This window comes from Flavobacterium limi (genome assembly GCF_010645075.1).
Taxonomy (GTDB): Bacteria; Bacteroidota; Bacteroidia; order Flavobacteriales; family Flavobacteriaceae; genus Flavobacterium; species Flavobacterium limi.
In genome coordinates this window covers 82,131-102,524 of sequence record NZ_JAADZV010000014.1, presented here as the reverse complement: position 1 = coordinate 102,524, position 20,394 = coordinate 82,131, and the positions used below count along the sequence as shown (strand labels likewise).

General features: G+C 36.2%; 11 protein-coding genes. 8 read left to right on the top strand and 3 right to left on the bottom strand.

Annotated features, from left to right (window positions below; translation table 11 throughout):
- Nucleotides 1-271 precede the first annotated feature (271 nt).
- Together GXM16_RS21420 and GXM16_RS21415 are read right to left on the bottom strand one after the other, a co-directional pair.
- On the bottom strand, nt 272-2,632 hold the full coding sequence (locus GXM16_RS21420) for a glycoside hydrolase family 31 protein (protein WP_163396537.1): 2,361 nt from the start codon (nt 2,630-2,632) through the stop codon (nt 272-274).
- A gap of 86 nt (nt 2,633-2,718) precedes the next feature.
- Nucleotides 2,719-5,289: a helix-turn-helix domain-containing protein gene (locus tag GXM16_RS21415; protein ID WP_163396536.1), complete on the bottom strand. Its 2,571-nt coding sequence runs from the start codon at nt 5,287-5,289 to the stop codon at nt 2,719-2,721.
- Nucleotides 5,290-5,557: 268 nt separating this feature from the next.
- Between GXM16_RS21415 and GXM16_RS21410 the strand changes: the two genes are divergently transcribed.
- Both GXM16_RS21410 and GXM16_RS21405 read left to right on the top strand, forming a co-directional pair.
- Nucleotides 5,558-8,551, top strand: coding sequence for a SusC/RagA family TonB-linked outer membrane protein (locus GXM16_RS21410; protein ID WP_163396535.1), 2,994 nt, complete (start codon nt 5,558-5,560; stop codon nt 8,549-8,551).
- A gap of 11 nt (nt 8,552-8,562) precedes the next feature.
- A complete protein-coding gene (locus GXM16_RS21405) occupies nt 8,563-10,170 on the top strand; it encodes a RagB/SusD family nutrient uptake outer membrane protein (RefSeq protein ID WP_163396534.1) in 1,608 nt (535 codons plus the stop codon).
- 438 nt (nt 10,171-10,608) lie between these two features.
- Here GXM16_RS21405 and GXM16_RS21400 read toward each other — a convergent pair whose 3' ends face one another.
- The gene (locus GXM16_RS21400; protein ID WP_163396533.1) at nt 10,609-11,451 is read right to left on the bottom strand and encodes an AraC family transcriptional regulator; all 843 of its coding nucleotides are present in this window, start codon (nt 11,449-11,451) and stop codon (nt 10,609-10,611) included.
- A gap of 138 nt (nt 11,452-11,589) precedes the next feature.
- Here GXM16_RS21400 and GXM16_RS21395 point away from each other — a divergent pair, with 138 nt between their 5' ends.
- From GXM16_RS21395 to GXM16_RS21370, 6 genes are all read left to right on the top strand, one after another.
- Complete coding sequence (locus GXM16_RS21395) at nt 11,590-12,504, top strand: dihydrodipicolinate synthase family protein (RefSeq protein ID WP_163396532.1); 915 nt, start codon at nt 11,590-11,592, stop codon at nt 12,502-12,504.
- Nucleotides 12,505-12,525: 21 nt separating this feature from the next.
- Entirely contained in the window at nt 12,526-14,094 is a 1,569-nt protein-coding gene (locus GXM16_RS21390) for an aldehyde dehydrogenase (NADP(+)) (protein ID WP_163396531.1), read from the top strand.
- Nucleotides 14,095-14,097: 3 nt separating this feature from the next.
- Complete coding sequence (locus GXM16_RS21385) at nt 14,098-15,108, top strand: 4-hydroxyproline epimerase (RefSeq protein WP_163396530.1); 1,011 nt, start codon at nt 14,098-14,100, stop codon at nt 15,106-15,108.
- A 63-nt stretch (nt 15,109-15,171) separates the two neighbouring features.
- The gene (locus GXM16_RS21380) at nt 15,172-16,407 is read left to right on the top strand and encodes an NAD(P)/FAD-dependent oxidoreductase (protein WP_163396529.1); all 1,236 of its coding nucleotides are present in this window, start codon (nt 15,172-15,174) and stop codon (nt 16,405-16,407) included.
- 164 nt (nt 16,408-16,571) lie between these two features.
- The gene (locus tag GXM16_RS21375; RefSeq protein WP_163396528.1) at nt 16,572-17,987 is read left to right on the top strand and encodes an APC family permease; all 1,416 of its coding nucleotides are present in this window, start codon (nt 16,572-16,574) and stop codon (nt 17,985-17,987) included.
- A gap of 156 nt (nt 17,988-18,143) precedes the next feature.
- Nucleotides 18,144-20,393 (top strand): S9 family peptidase, encoded by a 2,250-nt coding sequence (locus GXM16_RS21370; protein ID WP_163396527.1) that lies wholly within the window; start codon nt 18,144-18,146, stop codon nt 20,391-20,393.
- Nucleotide 20,394: the final 1 nt, after the last annotated feature.

The following is a 20,394-nucleotide window of genomic DNA, read 5'->3' as shown; positions in this document are numbered from 1 at the left end:
TGTTTATCAAACAAACCAAATTCTATGTTCATTTTTTTAATTTTATAAGGCTAAAACGGTTAAAGTATTTTTTGTGTAATCTTTCAAAAATAGATTTAGGCTCAAATTACAGCTGTCAGAGATAGCAAATCAGACAATGAAGTGGGCATATAATCTTGAGCAGAAAACTTCAAAATATGAAGCCCCTGAAAATTCTTTTAAAAAAAAATGAATTTTCAGGGGCTGTATTTTTAGCGGTTATAGGAGTTAGTCTAAGCTTTTGTTTGGTGGTCTATAATTTTACTATTACAAGCCTTCCGGAATAAGAAACTGTCTTAATGATTTCAAAGTGAGTACCATCAAAAATTTGGTTTTTGGAAGCAATGGCAATTCTAAATTTACGGAATTTGATTATGCCAGGAAAACTGCCTTCCCTGTTCTCTATAGTAAGTGTTTTTGATGCATCATTCCATTTGAATCTGATAGTCGAATATAAGTTCTTTTCGTAATTGTAATTGTCATTTTCATCTTCGTATAAGACAAATTCCCCGTTTGCTCCCGGATAAATGCGAATTTCGAGATTGTCCCATTTTTTTTCGGTTGAGTACTGAACTTTCGGGCCAAAAGGCAGAATTGAACCCGATTTAATATACAGGGGAATCTTATCTACTTCTGTTTCGGTTGAAACGGTTTGTCCTCCGGTTAGGTATTCATTGGTCCAGAAGTTGTACCAGTTGCTTCCCTCAGGAAGATATACAGGCCATTTTCTTGTCTTATATTGGGTTACAGGAGCGACAAGAATCGAACTTCCGAAGAGATATTCGTTGCCTATATCGTGTGTTTTTGGATCTGATGCAAAATCCATAATAAGCGGTCGCATAAAAGTGCCGCTATTGTGGCTGACATCCCATGATGTGCTGTAAATATAAGGTAAAAGGCTGTAACGCAGATTAATTGCCTTTTCCTGCGCGTCGAAACACCACGTACCACGATCTCCAAAATTCCATATTTCGCGTGGAAGATCTGTTCCGTGAGAGCGCATCATCGGGCAAAACGTTCCAAACTGCATCCAGCGAACATACAGTTCCTGAAACTCCGGGTTTTTATTTCCTCCGTCTTTTTTCCAGTGACCAGCAAAAAAACCTCCAATATCACTATTCCAGTTTGGAATACCCATTAAAGTATAGTTCAATGCAGCAGGAATCTGTTTCTGCAGCATTTCCCAGGAAGAAACCACATCACCGCTCCAGGTATTGGAACCATAAAGCTGCTGACCGATGAATCCGGAACGGGTAAGGATTACGGCTCTTTTTGCCTCATTTGTTTTCCGCTGATTGACAGCAATTCCTTTATTATGCATAAGGCTGTAAGCATTTTTTACACTGCGGTAAGACCCCAGATGAGTAGGCAGAAGATAATCTGAATCTTTCCTGTCGATGTGGTCCGGTTCTGTTGAATCGAGCCACCAGCCGTCATTTCCAATAAAGCTGAAAATGCCCTTGTTAAGATAACGCCAGTAAATATCCAATGCTTCAGGATTATACACATCATAAGGGCGGGCACCGCTTTTGGGTGGCCACGTATCAAAGTTGATAATCATTTTTTTACTGTCAAATTCTTTACGCTGATCTGTTTTAGGACCAAATCCCGGCCAGGTAACGATCAATAGTTTTGCATTTAGCTTGTGAATTTCATTTGCCCATTGCTTCGGATTAGGAAACCGCTCCTTGTCAAAACTTTGAGAATTCCATAAACTGTCACTTTTGTTATATTCCGGCCAGTAACGCCAGTCCTGAATAACCACATCCAAAGGAATTTTAAGCTCACGATATTTCTTTACTACATTCAGGCTTTCGTCTTGTGTGTGATACCGTTCTTTACTTTGGAAAAAACCAAACGCCCATAATGGAAGCATAGGAGCTTTTCCGGTTAGATCACGAACTTGTGCAATAACACCGTCTGCATTTTTTCCATACATGAAATAATAGTCTGAGCAGTGCCCAAGTCCTTCAAAAGAAAGTTCTTGTGGGTTATCGTTAAACTTTGAAATCGAGTAATTATCCCAAAAAACAGCATATCCTTTCACAGACATAAAATACGGTGAATAGGTAGACATGTTTTCATTTTGCATAGCATGCGAGGAGTTTCGGCGGTTGAATTTATTATCCATGATTTGTCCAACACCGTATATGGCTTCGTTTTTTTCGAGTAGAAATCCTTCTTTAACTGTATAGGATGGTGTTCCTGCATCATCCAGAGGAGTAAATTGTGTACCGTAATCTTTATCTTTAAGAAGCAGTTTTCCCGAAGTATCATAAAAAGTGATTCCTCCGCTTTCAGCATTAACCTGAACCTGAAGCGTATTACTTTCTAATAGGGTAATTTCTCCTTTTGCATCAAACTTTACTTTTACGCTTTTGGGCAGTTTTACAACAGAAAGGCTTTTTTTGTTATAAGGAACACCACTTGGCGTTTTATAAACCCGAACAATATTATTAGTATAGAATTCGATCTGAATGTCCATACCTTGTGAAGTAAAATGTACCCCCTGCGATGTCTTTTCGATAGCTTGGGCACTTGCAGTATTCTTAATTAAAAAGCAGATAGAGAGTGTTGCTATAAAAAAGATAGATTTAAAATTTAAAAATTTCATTGGTTTTTGATATTTTGGTTTTTATAAATCCAAAATTACTTTTACAGCTGTAAAAATGACAACAGCCATGTTGAAATAAACACCAACTATGTTGATTTTCGGCTCTTTTCAGCATATTCTGATGGTTTGCAGCCATACATTTCCTGAAAACATTTGCTCATATAACTCGGACTGCTGAATCCCACTTTTTCTGTAATTTCTGAAATGCTGAGTTCGCCTTCGAGAATTAACCCTGCTGCTCTCTGCAGGCGTACATTCCGAATAAACATTGACGGTGGTTTATCTAAAAGAGCAATTAATTTACGGTAAAGTCCTGTGCGGTCCATACAAAGGTCACGGCTTAAATCTTCTACAGAATAATTAGCTGTTCCCAGATTTTTTTCAACCTGTTCTAAAGCTTTTGCCAAAAAGGCTTCATCAGCTTTGTTTTCATTTTTTTGGATGGAAGACTCAATTACATTTGTCTGTGACAGATAAGAGTCTTTTTCGGCTTCCAGATAATTGCATTGTTCAATAAGATTTTTTATGCGCACCAAAAGTAAATCTTCCCTGTAGCTTTGTTCGAGTTTTTTACGGGTAGCAGAAATATAAAGGTAAATTCCTGTACCGATTAGTCCAATTAAAAATAAGGTAAATAAAATATAGGCTGAGGTAGTTTTCCACCAAGGTGCATGAATGGTAATTTCTAATTCAGAAATACGACTCGATTGGTCACGACTGCCACTGGACATAACTTTAAAAATGTATTTTCCATGTTGAAGATTGGTGTAAGAGGCTTTGAGTTTACTGCCTGTTCCTATATTTTCATTTTGACTTCCCGCCGAACTTTCCCGCCAGCCATTGTCGATACCCACAAGCTGATAACGGTAGCGTGTTTGGGAAGGATTTTTATAATTTAAAGCAGAAAACTCAAAAGTCAGGAAGTTCTGTTCATGAGAAAGTTCCACTTTTTGAGTATTGGATGCAGTCTGTTGCAAAATAATACGTCCATCGTATTTAAATCCTGTTTCGATCTTCTCTCCACGACTAAACAGATTTGTAAAAACGGGACGAAAGGGAAGTTTTTCATTTACTTCATTGTCTGTTTTTAAAGTATTAAAACCATTGATGCCGCCAAAATACAAAGTACCATCGGAAGCTTGAAAAACAGCACCATCTGAGTATTCTCCTTCTAAAGTTCCTTCATGAGAAGTGAATTTTGTAAAACTAATTTTCTGACTTACTGAATCTATCTGCAGTTTTGTTATACCGGAACTCGTAGTTACCCATATATTTTTGTTGCGATCCTCCAAAAGAGCATGTACAAAATTATTTGACAAACCATCCTGGGTATAAAACAGCTTTTCTTTTTTCTTCTTGGGAATAAAAAGTTTTAATCCGTCCTGTGTTCCGGTCCATTTCCAGCCCCGCACGTCAGAAAGCGATGTGTGTATTCTGCCATAAGAGGTTTTATTCTGATTGAATTTTTTCAGTACTTCTTTCGGAACTGCTACCGAAGGCACAAGTATTATCTTATCTTCCGCAGCGTGATGATATTGATAAATCAGATCACTGCATTTTATGAATATAGTTCCTTTGTTGTCCTCAGCAAATGATTCAACGGTAATGTCTTTGGAATCTTTTACATGAAAGTAGGAGTGACCTATTAAATTGAATTTATATCGGGAAGGATGGTAATAAAGAAGTCCCTGATTAAAAGTACCCAGCCACAGACCGCCTTGTTTGTCATAAAACACAGTGCTTATCTCGGTATTGATGGTACCTCCATCTACTTTTTTTAAGGTCGGGATGTATCGTTTTTCTCCGCTAAGACAATCAATAATCCAGATTCCTGTTTTACAGCTGATATAAGCTTTTTGGTCAGCAGTGACAGCCAAGGTGTTAAGTGTATAACTGGTTTCGAGTATTTTTTTCCAGCTGCGTTTTTGGATATCAAAAAAGAAAAAACCACCTTTAGTTCCATTTCGCAATTGATAGAAACCTTTGTTTCCCGCAACCACCATTGAAGTATTTTTAAAATTGGCATATTCTGCTGATGAGTATGCAGAAATACTGTAATGTTTTCTTTTGGTCTTCAGGTCATAACAGACTACTGCTCCAGTGCTGTAAAAGCAATATAAGTTATTTTTTTTAGAAGCTAAATCCTGTAAATTACCATCATTTGCTTTTACATGGATAAACTCAGAAGAATTATTTTTATAGAGTCTGCCCATATTCAGTAACCATAACCTGCTGTTCGAATCGATGAAAAGATCTTCAACAGTTTTTTTAAATCCTTTATTTTTAAAATAAAATTCAGGGGTTGGTATATATTTTTCTGTACGAAGGTCTACACACATCAATTTATGTGTGTCTTTAATCCACAAAAGAGAATCTCCACCTTTGTAAATTCGGTAAAAACCATCGTAACCTTTTAGAGGAAAAACGTGAGCAGCGGTCTGGTGTATGTATTTGAAATTCGCTCCGTCATACAGGTTTAGGTTTCCACTTGTTTTAAACACCATTCTTCCATCAGAAAGCTGCAGGATATAACGAACCTGATTATCACTTAGTCCTTGTAAAACGTTAATAGGGGAGAATACAATATTGCCGGACTGGGCACCGGCAACATGTATGGATAACAGAATGATTATAATTATTCTTGATAACGGATTCATTTTGTAATAATATCAAATAATTTTCATTTTTTCCACTTCAATATCGACTTTGTGTAAATATGTTTAATAAGGGTCTTCCTCAATTTTGTCTTTATTATTTTTTTCCTGCAGCCATTCCCGCTGCTTGTTTAGGATTTCAAATTAAATAGCTTTTATTTGACTTTTTGGATAATATAGTATTATCATGTGGTAATATTAGCGTTTTTGTTAGCTATAGTTTAATATAATTTTACAAGTGTTAAAAATAAACTAACCAAACTGTTAAATTATGAAACTATCCACACATGTATTTAAAAGTGCTGTAACATCATCAAAAAGAGACAAGATGTTCTGTACGTTTTTACTGTTTGTTTTTTTTAGCTCTTTTTCGCAGCATCAGAAAATCAGCGGAAAAATTACAGACGCAAATAATCTTCCTCTGCCCGGGGTATCAGTTTTAGAGAAAAACACTACTAATGCGGTGACTAGTGATTTTGATGGTAATTTTGAAATTACTACTAAAGGAAACAACGTCATATTAGTTTTTTCTTATGTAGGATTAAAAAGTAAAGAAGTAAAACCAGACGGCAAGACCATCAATGTAATTTTAGAATCTGAAACAAACGAATTAACAGAAGTTGTTGTTGTAGGATACGGAACTCAAAAGAAAGAAAGAGTAACTAGTGCTATTGCTACTATAAAAGAAAAAGATTTTACAAGAGGTGCTATTAGAGATGCTTCGGATCTTATTAGAGGTAAAGTAGCAGGTCTGACGATTAGTAATGGTTCCGGTGATCCGGGAGCATCATCTAATATTTCATTGCGTGGAGTTTCTACTTTACAAGGAAACGCTGCTCCTTTGGTCTTAATTAATGGTGTGCCGGGAGGTATGAATACCGTTGCTCCAAATGACATTGCTTCTATCGATATATTAAAAGATGCTTCTGCGGCTGCAATTTATGGAACAAGAGGTGCAAATGGGGTTATTCTTATTACCACAAAAACGGTAAACAAAGACATCGCACCAACTATTACCTATTCAACATTTGCTACAATAAATAATTTTTATAATAAGGCAGATTTTTTAGATGCCACACAACAAAGAAATTTTCGCGCTCAAGGATTAAGAATACCTTATAAAGATGGTGGTGCTGATACCAATTGGCTGGATCAAATTTCAGGAAGTGGATTTGCTCAAAATCATAATTTAGCTTTAAAAGGAGGAAATATTAAAACAAACTATACTGTGAATCTTAATTATATTGATGAAACAGGTGTTTTTAATAATACTTTTAATAAAGAATATCGATTTTCATTTGATGTTAATCATAGCATGTTCAATGATAAGTTAAAGATTAATTTGAATTTACTAAATGGAACCCAAAATATGGGACTTTCAGAAGGAACAGTAGCTTATGCCTACAGACAGGCAATGATTAGAAATCCTACTGCGCCTATATATAATTCAGATGGAACTTATCTTGAAAAAGAAGATGGTCAAACAAAGTTTCAATATTATAATCCTGTAGGTATTATAAATGAAACGATAGAAGATAGAAATAGGACATGGCAAAGATTTTCAGCCAATCTTACACTTGATTTATTATCAGGATGGAATGTAGGGGCGCAACTTTCAAAAAATAAAGACACATTTTTAAACGGATATGCAGAAACCAAAAAACATTATTCAAATACGATAAATTTGCGAAATGGTGTGGCTTCCAGGAATACAGGTACGACGGACAGTGATTTAGTTGAGATAACATCCAAATACCATAAAATTTTAGATAAGCATGAGTTTACAGTATTAGGAGGCTACAGTTATCAATATATCGTAAATGAAGGATTTTCGGCTAATAATTCTGATTTTCCTACCGATGCTTTTTCCTATAATAATTTGGGTTCAGGAAATGCTTTGACGGATGGATTAGCAGGGATGGGAAGTTATAAAGATGATAATACATTAATTGGATTCTTTGGTAGAGTTAATTATAACTTTAATAGTAAATACGATTTATTAGTTAGTATCAGGAGAGAGGGATCTTCTAAATTTGGTGCAAATTACCAATGGGGAAATTTCCCTGCGGTTTCTGCAGGATGGAGTATTAATAATGAGTCTTTCTTAAAAGATGTTGAAACTGTAAATATTTTAAAATTAAGAGCAGGTTATGGAGTAACAGGAGTAATTCCTAATGATCCTTATATGTCGCTGACATTGTACAATTATGAAGGCTATTTTTATAATGATGGAAAATGGGTGAGAGGATTGGAACCGGTAAGTAATCCTAATCCTGATTTGCGTTGGGAGAAAACGACAGAAGTCAATATGGGTCTTGATTTTGGATTTTTCAATAATAGAATTAGCGGAAGTGTTGATGTGTATAGTAAAAAAACAATCGATATGTTATGGAGATACGCTGTGCCAAGTCCTCCTAATATATATGATTCTACTATTGCTAATGTTGGGAAAATGGAAAATAAAGGTATCGAAATTCTTCTTAATACAATTCCTGTCAAAACGGATAATTTTGTTTGGAATTCCTCAATGACTTTTTCACACAATAAAAATAAGTTAACAAGTCTTTCTAATAATTTATATCAAATTGAAGGAGATTATGTAAATAGAGGAAACACTGGAGATCCTATTTCATTCGACACGCATAGATTAGAAGTTGGACAATCATTAGGTAATTTTTGGGGACTAAAATCAGTAGATATTACGAATGATGGACAATGGATTGTTGAATTGCCGGACGGTACAAGGAAAACACTTGATCCTTCTATGTACAATGATACGAATAAGCAATATTTAGGGAATGGTATTCCACAATATTATGCAGGCTGGACCAATACCTTTAGCTACAAAAAATTTGATTTAAGTATGGTGCTCACAGGAGCTTTCGATTTTCAAATACTTAATAGTCAACGTATGTTTTATGGAAATTCTAAAACCGATTATAATATGCTATCTAGTACAGATGACAAAGTGTATGGTAAGGCGGTACTAAATTATAATCCAACTTATGTGAGTTATTATATTGAACAAGGAGATTATATAAAGATTGACAACATAACTTTATCCTATAATTTTGATGTTAAGCCGTTTAAATTCATCAATGCAATGCGATTGTATGTATCGGGGAATAACTTGGCTACGTTTACAAAATACAAAGGTTTAGATCCTGAAATAAAAAGAGAGGATCCTACTTCTCAAGGAATGGATAACAGGGATAAATATCCAAGTACAACCGGTATGACTTTGGGATTAAATGTAACTTTTTAAATTAATTCAAAATGAAAAATAAAAATATAATATACAAAATCCTTGCTTCGGGCTTACTGCTTTTAGGAACAGGATGTACCAATTTAGATGAGAATGTTTATGATAAAGTAATTGGTGAGGAAACTAAATTTAAGGCAGAAGATCTTGCAAGTCTTATGGCGCCGGCTTATACGTCATTTAGAGAGGTTTATTGGGGTTGGGATGCTGCCTTTTGTTTATATGAAGAATCATCAGATTTAATAGTAACGCCATTAAGAAACGGTATTGGCTGGGGAGATTATTACATTACAATGCACCAACACACATATGAGGCTCCGCTACCTCATGCAGAGGGGAATTGGGCATATTTGTTTGGTGGTGTAAATAATGTCAATAAAGCTATTTTTCAGATAGAACAAATACCAGATCTTGAAAATAAAGAAACTGTTTTTCAGGAACTAAGAGCTTTAAGAGCTATTTATTATTATCTATTATTAGATAATTTTAGAAATGTTCCTATTGTAACCAAGTATGATTTACCTAAAGGATTTTTGCCAGAACAAAATACAGGCAAAGAAGTATATGATTTTGTAGAAAGTGAACTAAAAGGAGCTTTACCATATTTAAGTGATAAGAAAGAATCTAAAAATTATGGAAAAGTTACAACATGGGCTGCTAAAATGACTTTGGCAAAACTGTATTTAAATGCTGAAGTTTATATAGGAACGCCAAAATGGAATGAAGCTTTAGCTCAAGTTAATGATGTTATAAATAATGGTGGGTTTGTTTTGACAGCTAATTATTTGGATAATTTTATAATAGAAAATCAATTTTCCACAGAACAGATATTTTCTATTCCTTTTGATCAAAAAAAAGCAGCTGGAAGTTACTGGCCATTTAAAACATTAGCGGCTGCAAGTCAGGCAACTTATGAATTAGCCGGAGGGCCTTGGAATGGTTCTGGTGGAATACCTCAATTTATAGATACGTATGATCCTGATGATCAAAGATTAAAAGATTGCTGGTTAGGAGGCAAACAGTTTGATAGTAAAGGAGAACCAATAATGGAAGGTGGTAAACAATTTGAATATATTAATTATATGACGGATGTTAATGGCTGCGAACCTAACGAAGGGTATAGAATGGTTAAATATGAAATTGGTAAAGGTCAAATTGCACAAACAAGTAATGATGTTCCTTTTTACAGATTAGCAGATGCTATGATGATTAAAGCAGAGTGTTTATTAAGAACAGGAAATGCTGCCGAAGCTGCAGCAATTGTAACAAAAGTAAGAGAAAGAAATTTTAGAAAGACTAATCCGGCCAAAGCAACTGTTACAGGTGCGAAACTGTTGGGAGGAAGTGTTTATAAATACGGTACTTATAAGGCAGGAGTAATTACAAATTACGAAGGAGGAGCGGATATTGCTTACGGAGGTTTCCTTGATGAATTAGCGTGGGAATTTGTTGGAGAGGCACATAGAAAACAAGATTTAATACGATTTGGCGTGTTTTCAAAAAAATCATGGTTTTCAAAGGTTGCTAATCCGGCCGGTGCTTTTAGAGCTATTCTTCCAATACCGAAGGTTCAATTGGAGAGAAACAGCAAATTGAAACAAAATCCGGGATATTTACCATAAATAAAGATTTTACAAGTTGGTTGCTTGTAATTATAAGTGTTTGAAAAGCTATCCCTACTGAGCCTGGGGATGGCTTTTTATTTTAAAGCTATAATTATGAAATATAAAATAGAAGTCTTGAAAATTTGTTTTTGTCTGATAGGTTTTCAAGCACTAATTTTATGTAAAACAGCAAGTAAAAAAAGTTAATACAAAAATAAAACAAAATTATTCAGTTCTCTTTAAAGATCCCGAATCCCACTATGAAATAGTATTAGACTTTGATCAGCTTAAAATTAGAAATCAGAAAATCTATTTTTGAAAAGTAAATAGTAAATAGTAAAGAGTGAAAAGTGAAAAGCAAACACATGGAAAAAAACTTTCACATGGCTATGTTGAGGTTAAGTAAAACGTCTTTTGAGCGGACTATAAAAATCTATGATTCTATGTGTTTAAAACTTAAAACTGAGAACGATAATGCGAAGGAGAAATCCCTTTCAGCTCCTTAAACTTTCTGTTGAAATTGGCAATATCCTGAAATCCGCACTGCTCTGATATAGAGGCTATCGAAAGGTCTTTTTTATGATGCAGCAATTTACAGGCATTTTCAATCCTGATTTCAATCAGAAATTCAAAAAAGGTTTTGTTAGTGCGTTTTTTAAAATAACGGCAAAAAGCATTTTTACTCATATTTGCTTTATCTGCCACTTCTTCCAGTGTAATGTTCTGATGAAAATATTCAATGGCATATTCAAAAACAGCGCTCATTCTTCTACCTTCATCATCAGTATATTTTTTCTTGTAGACAAAAGAGGAAAGAGGCGTTTTTTCAGAAGAAATAATGATGTTTATGATTTTTAAGAATGAAGCAATACGCTGTATTTTATTCTGTTTTTTCAATTTGTCGAAATGATGGATAATTTTCTTTTGGTTCGAAAGGATTTTCATTCCGTATTCAGATTCCTTAAAAAAATCATCAACACTGCTCATGTCGTTAAGAGTAAAAAAATCTTTTCCGAAAGAAGTTTTAGTAAAGAATAAAGTCAGCATTACAGATTCCGGACTTGCCTCAGTATTACTTCTGAAAACATGTGGCAGGTTTTCGCCAAGCACTAAAATATCCCCTTCATTATAATCATTTATAGAATCTCCAACAATTAGGGTTCCGGCACCTTTTAAAATATAACTGATCTGAATTTCTTCATGCTGATGCAGCTGGTCATAAAAAACACGCTCAATATCCTCCTGATAAATCAGGGCTTCTTTCTCTGTTTTTGGTATTTTAAATGGTAAGATTTTCAACGGATTATTTTTTGGTTATGTAAATATTATCAAAAAAATCAGATTATACAATAGATGGGGTAATATAGTCCTGATAACGGCTAATAATAACAAAGACACCTTTTTTTATAAGTTTTATTTTTGATAAAAATTATGAATATGAAAATAAAATGGGAAGGCGTAATGCCGGCTGTAACGACTAAGTTTACAGATAAAGGTCAACTGGACCTCGTAATGTTCGAAAAAAATATTAAAGCACAAATTGATGCCGGAGTTAATGGAATTATCCTTGGCGGAACTCTTGGAGAAGCTAGTACATTGACCAAAGACGAAAAAGAGGTTTTAATTACTGCAACTTTAAAATTAGTCGAAGGAAAAATTCCCGTTATAGTAAATATTGCGGAGCAAAGTACAAGTGAAGCAGTAACTCTGGCGAAACGCGCACAGGAATTAGGCGTAAACGGTTTAATGCTGCTGCCTCCGATGCGTTATAAAGCAACTGATCATGAAACGGTAGTCTATTTTAAGGAAATTGCAGAAAGTGTCTCATTACCAATTATGATTTACAACAATCCTGTAGATTATAAAATTGAAGTAACACTGGATATGTTTGAAGAGCTTTTGAAACTCGATAATATTGAGGCTGTAAAAGAATCTACAAGAGATATCAGCAATGTAATCCGAATCAGAAACCGTTTTGGAAACCGATTAAAAGTGCTTTGCGGAGTTGATACTTTAGCTCTTGAAAGTCTGGTAACAGGAGCTGACGGATGGGTTGCAGGTTTAGTGGCCGCTTACCCGGAAGAAACAGTAGCGATTTATAAACTGGTAAAAGCAGGAAGAGTTGAAGAAGCGGTAGCCATTTACAGATGGTTTATGCCATTGCTTGAACTGGATATTTCACCGCAACTGGTACAAAATATAAAACTGGCAGAAGTAGCAACAGGACTGGGAACAGAAAATGTAAGAGCACCAAGACTTCCTTTGCAGGGAGCAGACAGAAAACGAGTTTTGGCAATTATTGAAGCTGCCATGAAAAACAGACCGGCTTTACCGGATTACAAAAACATTTAATTAAATTTTTAAACGAAAGCGATGATAACAGGTAAAAATTATATTGGAGACTTGCTTTCCGCAAAAGGAAAAACAACCTTTAAAACCATAAATCCGGAACAGAATTCAGAAAATGAAACGTTTTTTTATGAAGCTTCTGAAGATGAAATTTGTCAGGCAGCAGTTTTAGCTGAAGAAGCTTTTAAAACATACAGTACTATTGCAAATGTCAAAAAAGCCGAATTTCTGGAAGTTATTGCTGATGAAATTGAAGCCTTAGGCGAAGAATTATTAACGACTTATATTCAGGAATCAGGGCTTCCTGCCGGAAGGGCAAATGGAGAGCGAGCCAGAACAACCGGGCAGTTAAGGGCTTTTGCCACGATGCTGAAAGAAGGTTCCTGGGTAGAAGCCATCATCAATAAAACAGATGGCAAACCTGATATTAGAAGGATACAGATTCCACTTGGTCCTGTTGTGGTTTTTGGAGCCAGTAATTTTCCGCTTGCTTTTTCTACTGCCGGAGGAGATACAGCTAGTGCTCTGGCAGCCGGCTGTCCTGTAATTGTAAAATCGCATCCGCTTCACGCGGGAACCGGAGAACTGGTTGCTTCAGCTATTATAAAAGCTGCTCAAAAAACCGGAATGCCAAATGGTGTTTTTTCTAATCTCAACAGCAGTGGTATTTTTGTTGGAAAAACGTTGACAGAGCATCCGTCAATTAAAGCAGTTGGTTTTACAGGAAGCATAAAAGGAGGTACGGCTCTTTGCAAAATTGCGGCCAACAGACCTGTTCCGATTCCGGTTTACGCCGAAATGGGAAGTATAAATCCGGTATTGATTCTGCCTTCGGCTTTAAAATCAGATAGTGAAAAATGGGCGGCAAATTATGCTGCATCGATCACAGCAGGTACTGGTCAGTTTTGTACGAATCCTGGACTTATTTTAGGTATAAAAAGTAAGGAATTGGAGGATTTTATTACTATTTTAGCTTTAGAGACCGATAAATTAGACCCGACTTGTATGTTGCATCCGAGTATAAAAAGTCAATACGAAAGTCTAAAATCAGAAGTTCTTGAACAAGAAGGATATACCAAAAAAACTATTGTAGAAAAAGAGACAAAACCCAATTATGCCCTGCAAAGTATCATAACGGTTGATGGTGATATTTTTTTGAAAAACAGAACATTTCATAAAGAAGTTTTTGGCCCTTTTTCTGTTGTAGTCAAATGCGATGATATTCAGCAGTTAAACGAAATTATTCTCGATCTCGAAGGACAGCTTACAGGAACCGTTTTAAATTCGGATTTAAAAGAATACGAAGACTTTAAGGAGGTAATCGAAAATCTTAAAAACAAAGTAGGCCGATTAATTTTTAATAATGTGCCAACAGGAGTTGAGGTTTGTTCCGGAATGACACATGGCGGGCCGTTTCCTGCCAGTTCCGACAGTAAATTTACATCGGTCGGATTAACAGCCGTAAAAAGATGGGTACGCCCTGTAACATATCAGGACTGGCCGGATCAATTACTGCCGGAAGCTTTACAGGATAAAAATCCTTTGAACATTAACAGAACAGTAAATGATATATTAACCAGGAATTCGATTTAGTTTATGCCTAGAAAAACATTTTTTTGCGTTGATGCACATACCTGCGGAAATCCCGTAAGAGTGGTAGCCGGCGGAGGCCCCAATCTGATAGGGAATAACATGAGCGAAAAGCGTCAGCATTTTTTAAAAGACTATGACTGGATTCGCAAAGGGCTTATGTTCGAACCACGGGGCCACGATATGATGAGCGGCAGTATTTTGTATCCGCCAAGTAATCCGGAGCATGATTTTGGAATTTTATTTATAGAAACTTCCGGCTGTCTGCCTATGTGCGGGCACGGGACTATCGGAACTATAACCATCGCCATCGAAGAAGGATTGGTTGTGCCTAAAATTCCGGGCAAAATAAAAATGGAAGCGCCTGCCGGTTTGGTTCAGATTGAATACCAGCAAACGGGGAAAAAAGTAGACTGGGTTCGTTTAACGAATGTAAAATCATATTTAGCTGCCGAAGGGCTTACCGTTGATTGCCCTGAATTAGGCGAAATTGTTTTTGATGTGGCGTACGGAGGCAATTATTATGCTATTGTCGATCCGCAAAAGCATTTTTCAGGAGTTCAGGATTTTACAGCAGGGAAAATTGTGCAGTACAGTCAGGAAGTCCGTAAACGCATCAACGAAAAATATCCAAATCTTTTCATTCATCCTGAAAACGACACCATCCGTGATGTAAGCCATATGTTATGGACCGGAGAGCCGATTGACCCAACTTCGTCAGGAAGAAATGCTGTTTTTTATGGGGATAAAGCAATTGACCGCTCTCCTTGTGGTACCGGAACTTCAGCCAGAATCGCACAGCTTCACGCCAAAGGAAAACTCAAAAAAGGAGAAGATTATATTCACGAAAGTTTTATAGGAAGCAAATTTATTGGAAGAGTCGAAGAAGAAACATCCATAGGCGATATAAAAGCTATTGTTCCAAGCATTCAGGGCTGGGCAAAAGTATACGGCTACAATAATATAATCATTGACGAAGATGATGATCCTTATGCCTTTGGATTTCAGGTAATTTAAAAAGAAACTATAAGTCAGCGGTTAACAAAAATCTTGTCGCCAAATTTTAAATTTAGAACCATAATGAAAAAAGTAAGTATAATTGGCGGGGGAATAATAGGCTTATGTTCAGCTTATTATTTAGCTAAAGAAGGTTATGAAGTAGTTGTTTTTGATAAATCTGATATGAATGACGGCTGCTCATACGGAAATGCCGGAATGATTGTGCCTTCGCATATAATTCCGCTGGCCCAGCCCGGAATGATTGCTCAGGGAATAAAATGGATGTTTGATAGCCACAGTCCGTTCTATGTAAAGCCTCGGCTGAATGCAGATTTAATGAAATGGGGACTACTGTTTTATAAGCATGCCAATTTAAAACATGTTGAAAAAGCAATGCCCGCACTTTGTGATTTATCGCTTTTGAGTAAAGAATTGTATCAGGATTTTGCGAAAGAAAGTAATTCTTTTTTTTATGAAGAAAAAGGTCTTCTGATGCTTTATAAAACAGATAAAACTGCCGAAGAAATTCATCACGAAGGAAAACTGGCTGAAGCATTAGGTTTAGAAGTTGATTTTCTTTCCAAAGAAGAAGTTTCAAAACTGGAAAAAGGCACAGCAACAAATGTAATTGGCGGTGTTCATTATAAAAGCGATGCCCATATTTATCCGCAAAAATTCATGCAGTTTATCAAAGATGAACTGAACAGACTGAACGTGAAAATTCATTCGCAGACCACTGTAAATAATTTTGTTATAAAGAATAATACTGTTGCAGAAATTGTAACCGATAAAGGCACTTTTGCAACAGATGAAATAGTTTTGGCAACCGGTTCATGGAGCCCTGAAATTGCTAAAAAACTGAATATAAATATTTCAATCCTGCCGGGAAAAGGATACAGTTTTACATTAAAAGGCCAAAATCATAAACCTTCTATTCCGTCTATTTTATGTGAGGGAAAAGTGGCTGTAACGCCAATGAATACTGATATTCGTTTTGGAGGGACAATGGAGATCACGCATACAAAAGATACAAAAATTAATCAGAACCGGTTACAGGGAATCGTAAATTCAATCAACGATTTCTACCCGGATTTGAAAATCGAAATGCCAAAAGAAGAAGATACCTGGTTCGGATTCAGGCCTTGTACGCCTTCGGGGATGCCTATAATTGCCAGAGACAAAAAGCTTAAAAATCTAACTGTGGTTACAGGTCATGCCATGATGGGACTAAGTCTGGCACCGGCAAGCGGAAAAATAGTATCGGAGATTATTTCTGAAAAACCAACTTCTGTCGATACACAAATGTTTCAACTTTAAAAAATCAGCTTCATCTTATCTTAAAATGGAGCTGATTTTTTTTATAATGCTATTTTGATTTTAAATTATGGATCGAAAGAAATTCTGAACCATAACCAGGTTTAGAATTTGTAATATTTTTTAAAATCACCAAACAAACAAAAAACAAAAAAACAAACCAAAAAATGAAAGACAATAACCAGGAAGAATTTAAAAAAGAACTCGGGCTTCTCGACGGAACCATGCTCGTGGTAGGTTCGATGATAGGCTCCGGAATATTTATCGTTAGTGCTGATATTGCCAGACAGGTAGGCTCAACAGGATGGCTGATTCTGATATGGCTGATTTCGGGATTAATTACGATGATTGCAGCTATTAGTTACGGCGAATTAAGTGCTATGTTTCCTAATGCCGGCGGTCAGTATGTTTATTTAAAGGAAGCTTATAATAAACTAACGGCCTTTCTGTATGGCTGGAGTTTTTTTGCAGTGATTCAAACCGGAACTATTGCCGCGGTTGGAGTAGCATTTTCAAAATTTACAGCTTATTTAATTCCGGTAGTAAGTGATGAAAATATCTTGTACGAAATTGGGAGTTTTAAACTTAATACAGCACAAATTGTTTCGATAGTAATTGTTATTGTGCTGACGTATCTGAATACCCGGGGTGTCAAAAACAGTAAAATTCTGCAGACCATTTTAACCATTATAAAAATTTTGTCTATTTCAGGACTAATTATCTTCGGATTTACATTAGCAGCAAAATCTTCCGTTTGGAATGCCAACTGGACAGATGCCTGGACGCCACGATCTTTTAATACTGAAAACGGTTCGTGGTTTCCCATTGGAACAACAGCCTTGATTTCCGGAATTTCGGCAGCTATGGTCGGAACCTTATTTTCAAGTGATTCCTGGACAGGCGTAACTTTTATTGCAGGTGAAATTAAAAATCCGAAGCGAAATGTTGGACTGAGTATGTTTTTAGGAACATTGATTGTAACCATCATTTATGTATTGACAAACGTGATGTATGTAGCCGTGATTCCGCTTAACGAAATTGCCGGTGCAAAATCCGATAGGGTAGCCGTAGTCGCATCACAGTATATTTTCGGAGACATCGGAACTTTCATCATAGCGCTGATGATTATGATTTCCACATTTGCCTGCAACAACGGATTAATCATGGCCGGAGCCAGAGTTTATTATACAATGGCAAACGACGGCTTGTTTTTCAAAAAAGCAGCTAAACTTAACAATGCCAGCGTTCCCGAATGGGCACTTTGGGCACAATGTATCTGGGCTTGCGTATTATGCCTTACGGGAAAATACGGTGATTTATTAGATTTTGTCATTATCATCGTACTCATTTTTTATATCCTGACGATTTACGGAATCATTATTCTTCGCAGAAAAAAACCGGATGCAGTCCGTCCATATAAAGCTATTGGATACCCTTATTTGCCATGGCTGTATATCATAATCGCTTCTGCGGTTGCTGTTTCACTATTATTTACTAAAGTTTCAACCTGTGGCTGGGGCGTTTTAATTATGCTGATCGGTATTCCGGTTTATTATTTAATTAAAGAAAAGGAAATTATTTAAGTCTCTTTTCTGTATTCTCAATGCATTTTAGTTATTAGTGTTTAATAACTGCTTTTTCTCAAATCTTTACTTTGGTGGGTAATATTGTATTACTATGTGTTAATATTAACCCATTCACCTCAATAATTATTATTTATTTTTATTGATATGAAAATTATGAAGACAACGAATAAAAAAATAAGTGTGCTTTTAACACTTTCATGGTGTCTGATCAGCCATGCCCAGGGTACACTGAAAGAGTATAAGAAAGCCATTGCTGTAGATTCTTTATTTAAAAATAAGGTAATCAACAGTCCAAAAGAGTTTCACTGGGTTGGGAACGATTACGTATGGTACAGCAACAATATTCAAAAAGGCAAAGAATTTCTTTTGGCCGATACCAAACAGCAGAAACAGTCAGCAGCTTTTGATCATACTCTTTTTGCGGAGTCTTTATCAAAATTTTTAAAGAAAGAAGTAAAAGGCCAAGACCTGCCAATTGAGAATCTGGAGTTTGATAAAACCTTGTCAACGCTTGTTTTTACAACAGATACGGTAAAAATTTCCTGTAATTTAAAAACGTACGAACTCACTAAAATAGGCAGATATAAAAATCCTTTAAGAAATAATGAATACTGGGGCGGAACTTTTGACGAACTGGGCAATAAACCCGTTGGTTCTCCTGATTCTTTGTATGTCGCTTTTATCAAAAATTACAATTTGTATATAAAAAATAAAAAGACAAAAACAGAAACCCAGCTGAGTTACGACGGTTCAAAGGGATTTTATTATTCATCTTATTTGCAGTGGTCGCCTGACAACAAAAAAATTATGGCGTATAAAATCAGACCGGGCGAGGAGCATAAAATCTATTTTGTGGAATCAAGTCCGGCAGATCAGTTTCAGCCAAAATTACAAACAAGGGAATATTTAAAACCAGGAGATCAGCTGCCATTCAAAAGTCTGCAGTTGTTTGATGTGGCTTCAAAAAAGCAAATTGCGGTTCCAACAGATTTATTTCAGCAACAATACGATCTTTCAGAAATAGAATGGAAAGACGACAGCAGTGTTTTTACTTTTGAATACAATCAGCGTGGACATCAGGTGTATCGTGTTCTGGAAGTCAATGCCACAACCGGAAAAGTAAGGGCAGTTATCGAAGAAACCAGTCCAACTTTTGTAGAATACAGCGGAAAAAGATTTCGTCATAACATAAAAAAGAACAATGAAATCATCTGGGCTTCTGAGCGTGACGGCTGGAATCATTTGTATTTGTATGATGCAGGAACAGGAAAAGTAAAAAATCAGATTACAAAAGGAGATTGGCCGGTTCGTGAAGTGATAAAAGTAGATGAAGAAAACAAACAGATCTATTTTACAGCAAGTGGTTTAGATAACGATCAGGATCCGTATCTGCTTCATTTCTGCCGAATTGATTTTAACGGAAAAAACTTTAAACGATTAACCACAGAAAACGGAAACCATAAAGTAACCTTTTCTCCGGATTATAAACATTATGTCGATCAGTATTCAAGAGTAGATTTACCCCCTGTTACGGTTTTAAAAAGTACCGATACTCAAAAAGCAGTCGTAGCAATGCAGCAGGCAGATATTTCGGAACTGAATAAAACAGGCTGGACAGCACCGGAAGTTTTTTCAGCTAAAGGAAGGGACGGTAAAACCGATATTTGGGGCGTTATCGTGCGTCCGACCACTTTTGATCCGAATCGTAGATATCCAATCATAGAATACATTTACGCCGGTCCCCAGGATTCTTTTGTGCCGAAGAATTTCCAGCCGTATTATTGGGCGATGTCATCTCTGGCAGAATTAGGTTTTATTGTCGTTCAGATTGACGGAATGGGAACTTCAAACCGTTCGAAGGCTTTTCATGATGTGTGCTGGAAAAATTTAAAAGATGGCGGATTTCCCGACAGAAAACTTTGGATGAAAGCAGCGGCCGCGAAATATCCTTATATGAATATTGATAAAGTAGGCATTCACGGAACATCTGCCGGAGGGCAAAATGCAGGAGCTGCACTGGTTTTTAATTCTGATTTTTACGACGTTGCCGTTTCATCATGCGGATGCCACGATAACCGCATGGATAAAATGTGGTGGAATGAACAATGGATGGGATATCCAATAGGTCCTGAATATGAAGCCTGTTCTAATACAGCAAATGCCGCACAACTGAACGGAAACCTAATGTTGATTTTAGGAGAACTCGATGATAATGTCGATCCGGCATCGACAATGCAGTTTGCTAATGCTTTAATCAAAGCCAATAAAAACTTTGAACTGGTAATTGTTCCCGGAATGGGACATTCTGCCGGAGGCGATTACGGAGAACGAAAAAGAAGGGATTATTTTGTTCAGCATTTATTAGGCGTAACGCCTCCTGCATGGAGCGAAGTTTACAAATAAG

What these genes read in the sequence shown, in the direction of transcription:
- GXM16_RS21420 (WP_163396537.1), bottom strand. Translation starts at nt 2,632, where the DNA reads ATGAAATTTTTAAATTTTAAATCTATCTTTTTTATAGCAACACTCTCT.
- GXM16_RS21415 (WP_163396536.1), bottom strand. Translation starts at nt 5,289, where the DNA reads ATGAATCCGTTATCAAGAATAATTATAATCATTCTGTTATCCATACAT.
- GXM16_RS21410 (WP_163396535.1), top strand. Translation starts at nt 5,558, where the DNA reads ATGAAACTATCCACACATGTATTTAAAAGTGCTGTAACATCATCAAAA.
- GXM16_RS21405 (WP_163396534.1), top strand. Translation starts at nt 8,563, where the DNA reads ATGAAAAATAAAAATATAATATACAAAATCCTTGCTTCGGGCTTACTG.
- GXM16_RS21395 (WP_163396532.1), top strand. Translation starts at nt 11,590, where the DNA reads ATGAAAATAAAATGGGAAGGCGTAATGCCGGCTGTAACGACTAAGTTT.
- GXM16_RS21390 (WP_163396531.1), top strand. Translation starts at nt 12,526, where the DNA reads ATGATAACAGGTAAAAATTATATTGGAGACTTGCTTTCCGCAAAAGGA.
- GXM16_RS21385 (WP_163396530.1), top strand. Translation starts at nt 14,098, where the DNA reads ATGCCTAGAAAAACATTTTTTTGCGTTGATGCACATACCTGCGGAAAT.
- GXM16_RS21380 (WP_163396529.1), top strand. Translation starts at nt 15,172, where the DNA reads ATGAAAAAAGTAAGTATAATTGGCGGGGGAATAATAGGCTTATGTTCA.
- GXM16_RS21375 (WP_163396528.1), top strand. Translation starts at nt 16,572, where the DNA reads ATGAAAGACAATAACCAGGAAGAATTTAAAAAAGAACTCGGGCTTCTC.
- GXM16_RS21370 (WP_163396527.1), top strand. Translation starts at nt 18,144, where the DNA reads ATGAAGACAACGAATAAAAAAATAAGTGTGCTTTTAACACTTTCATGG.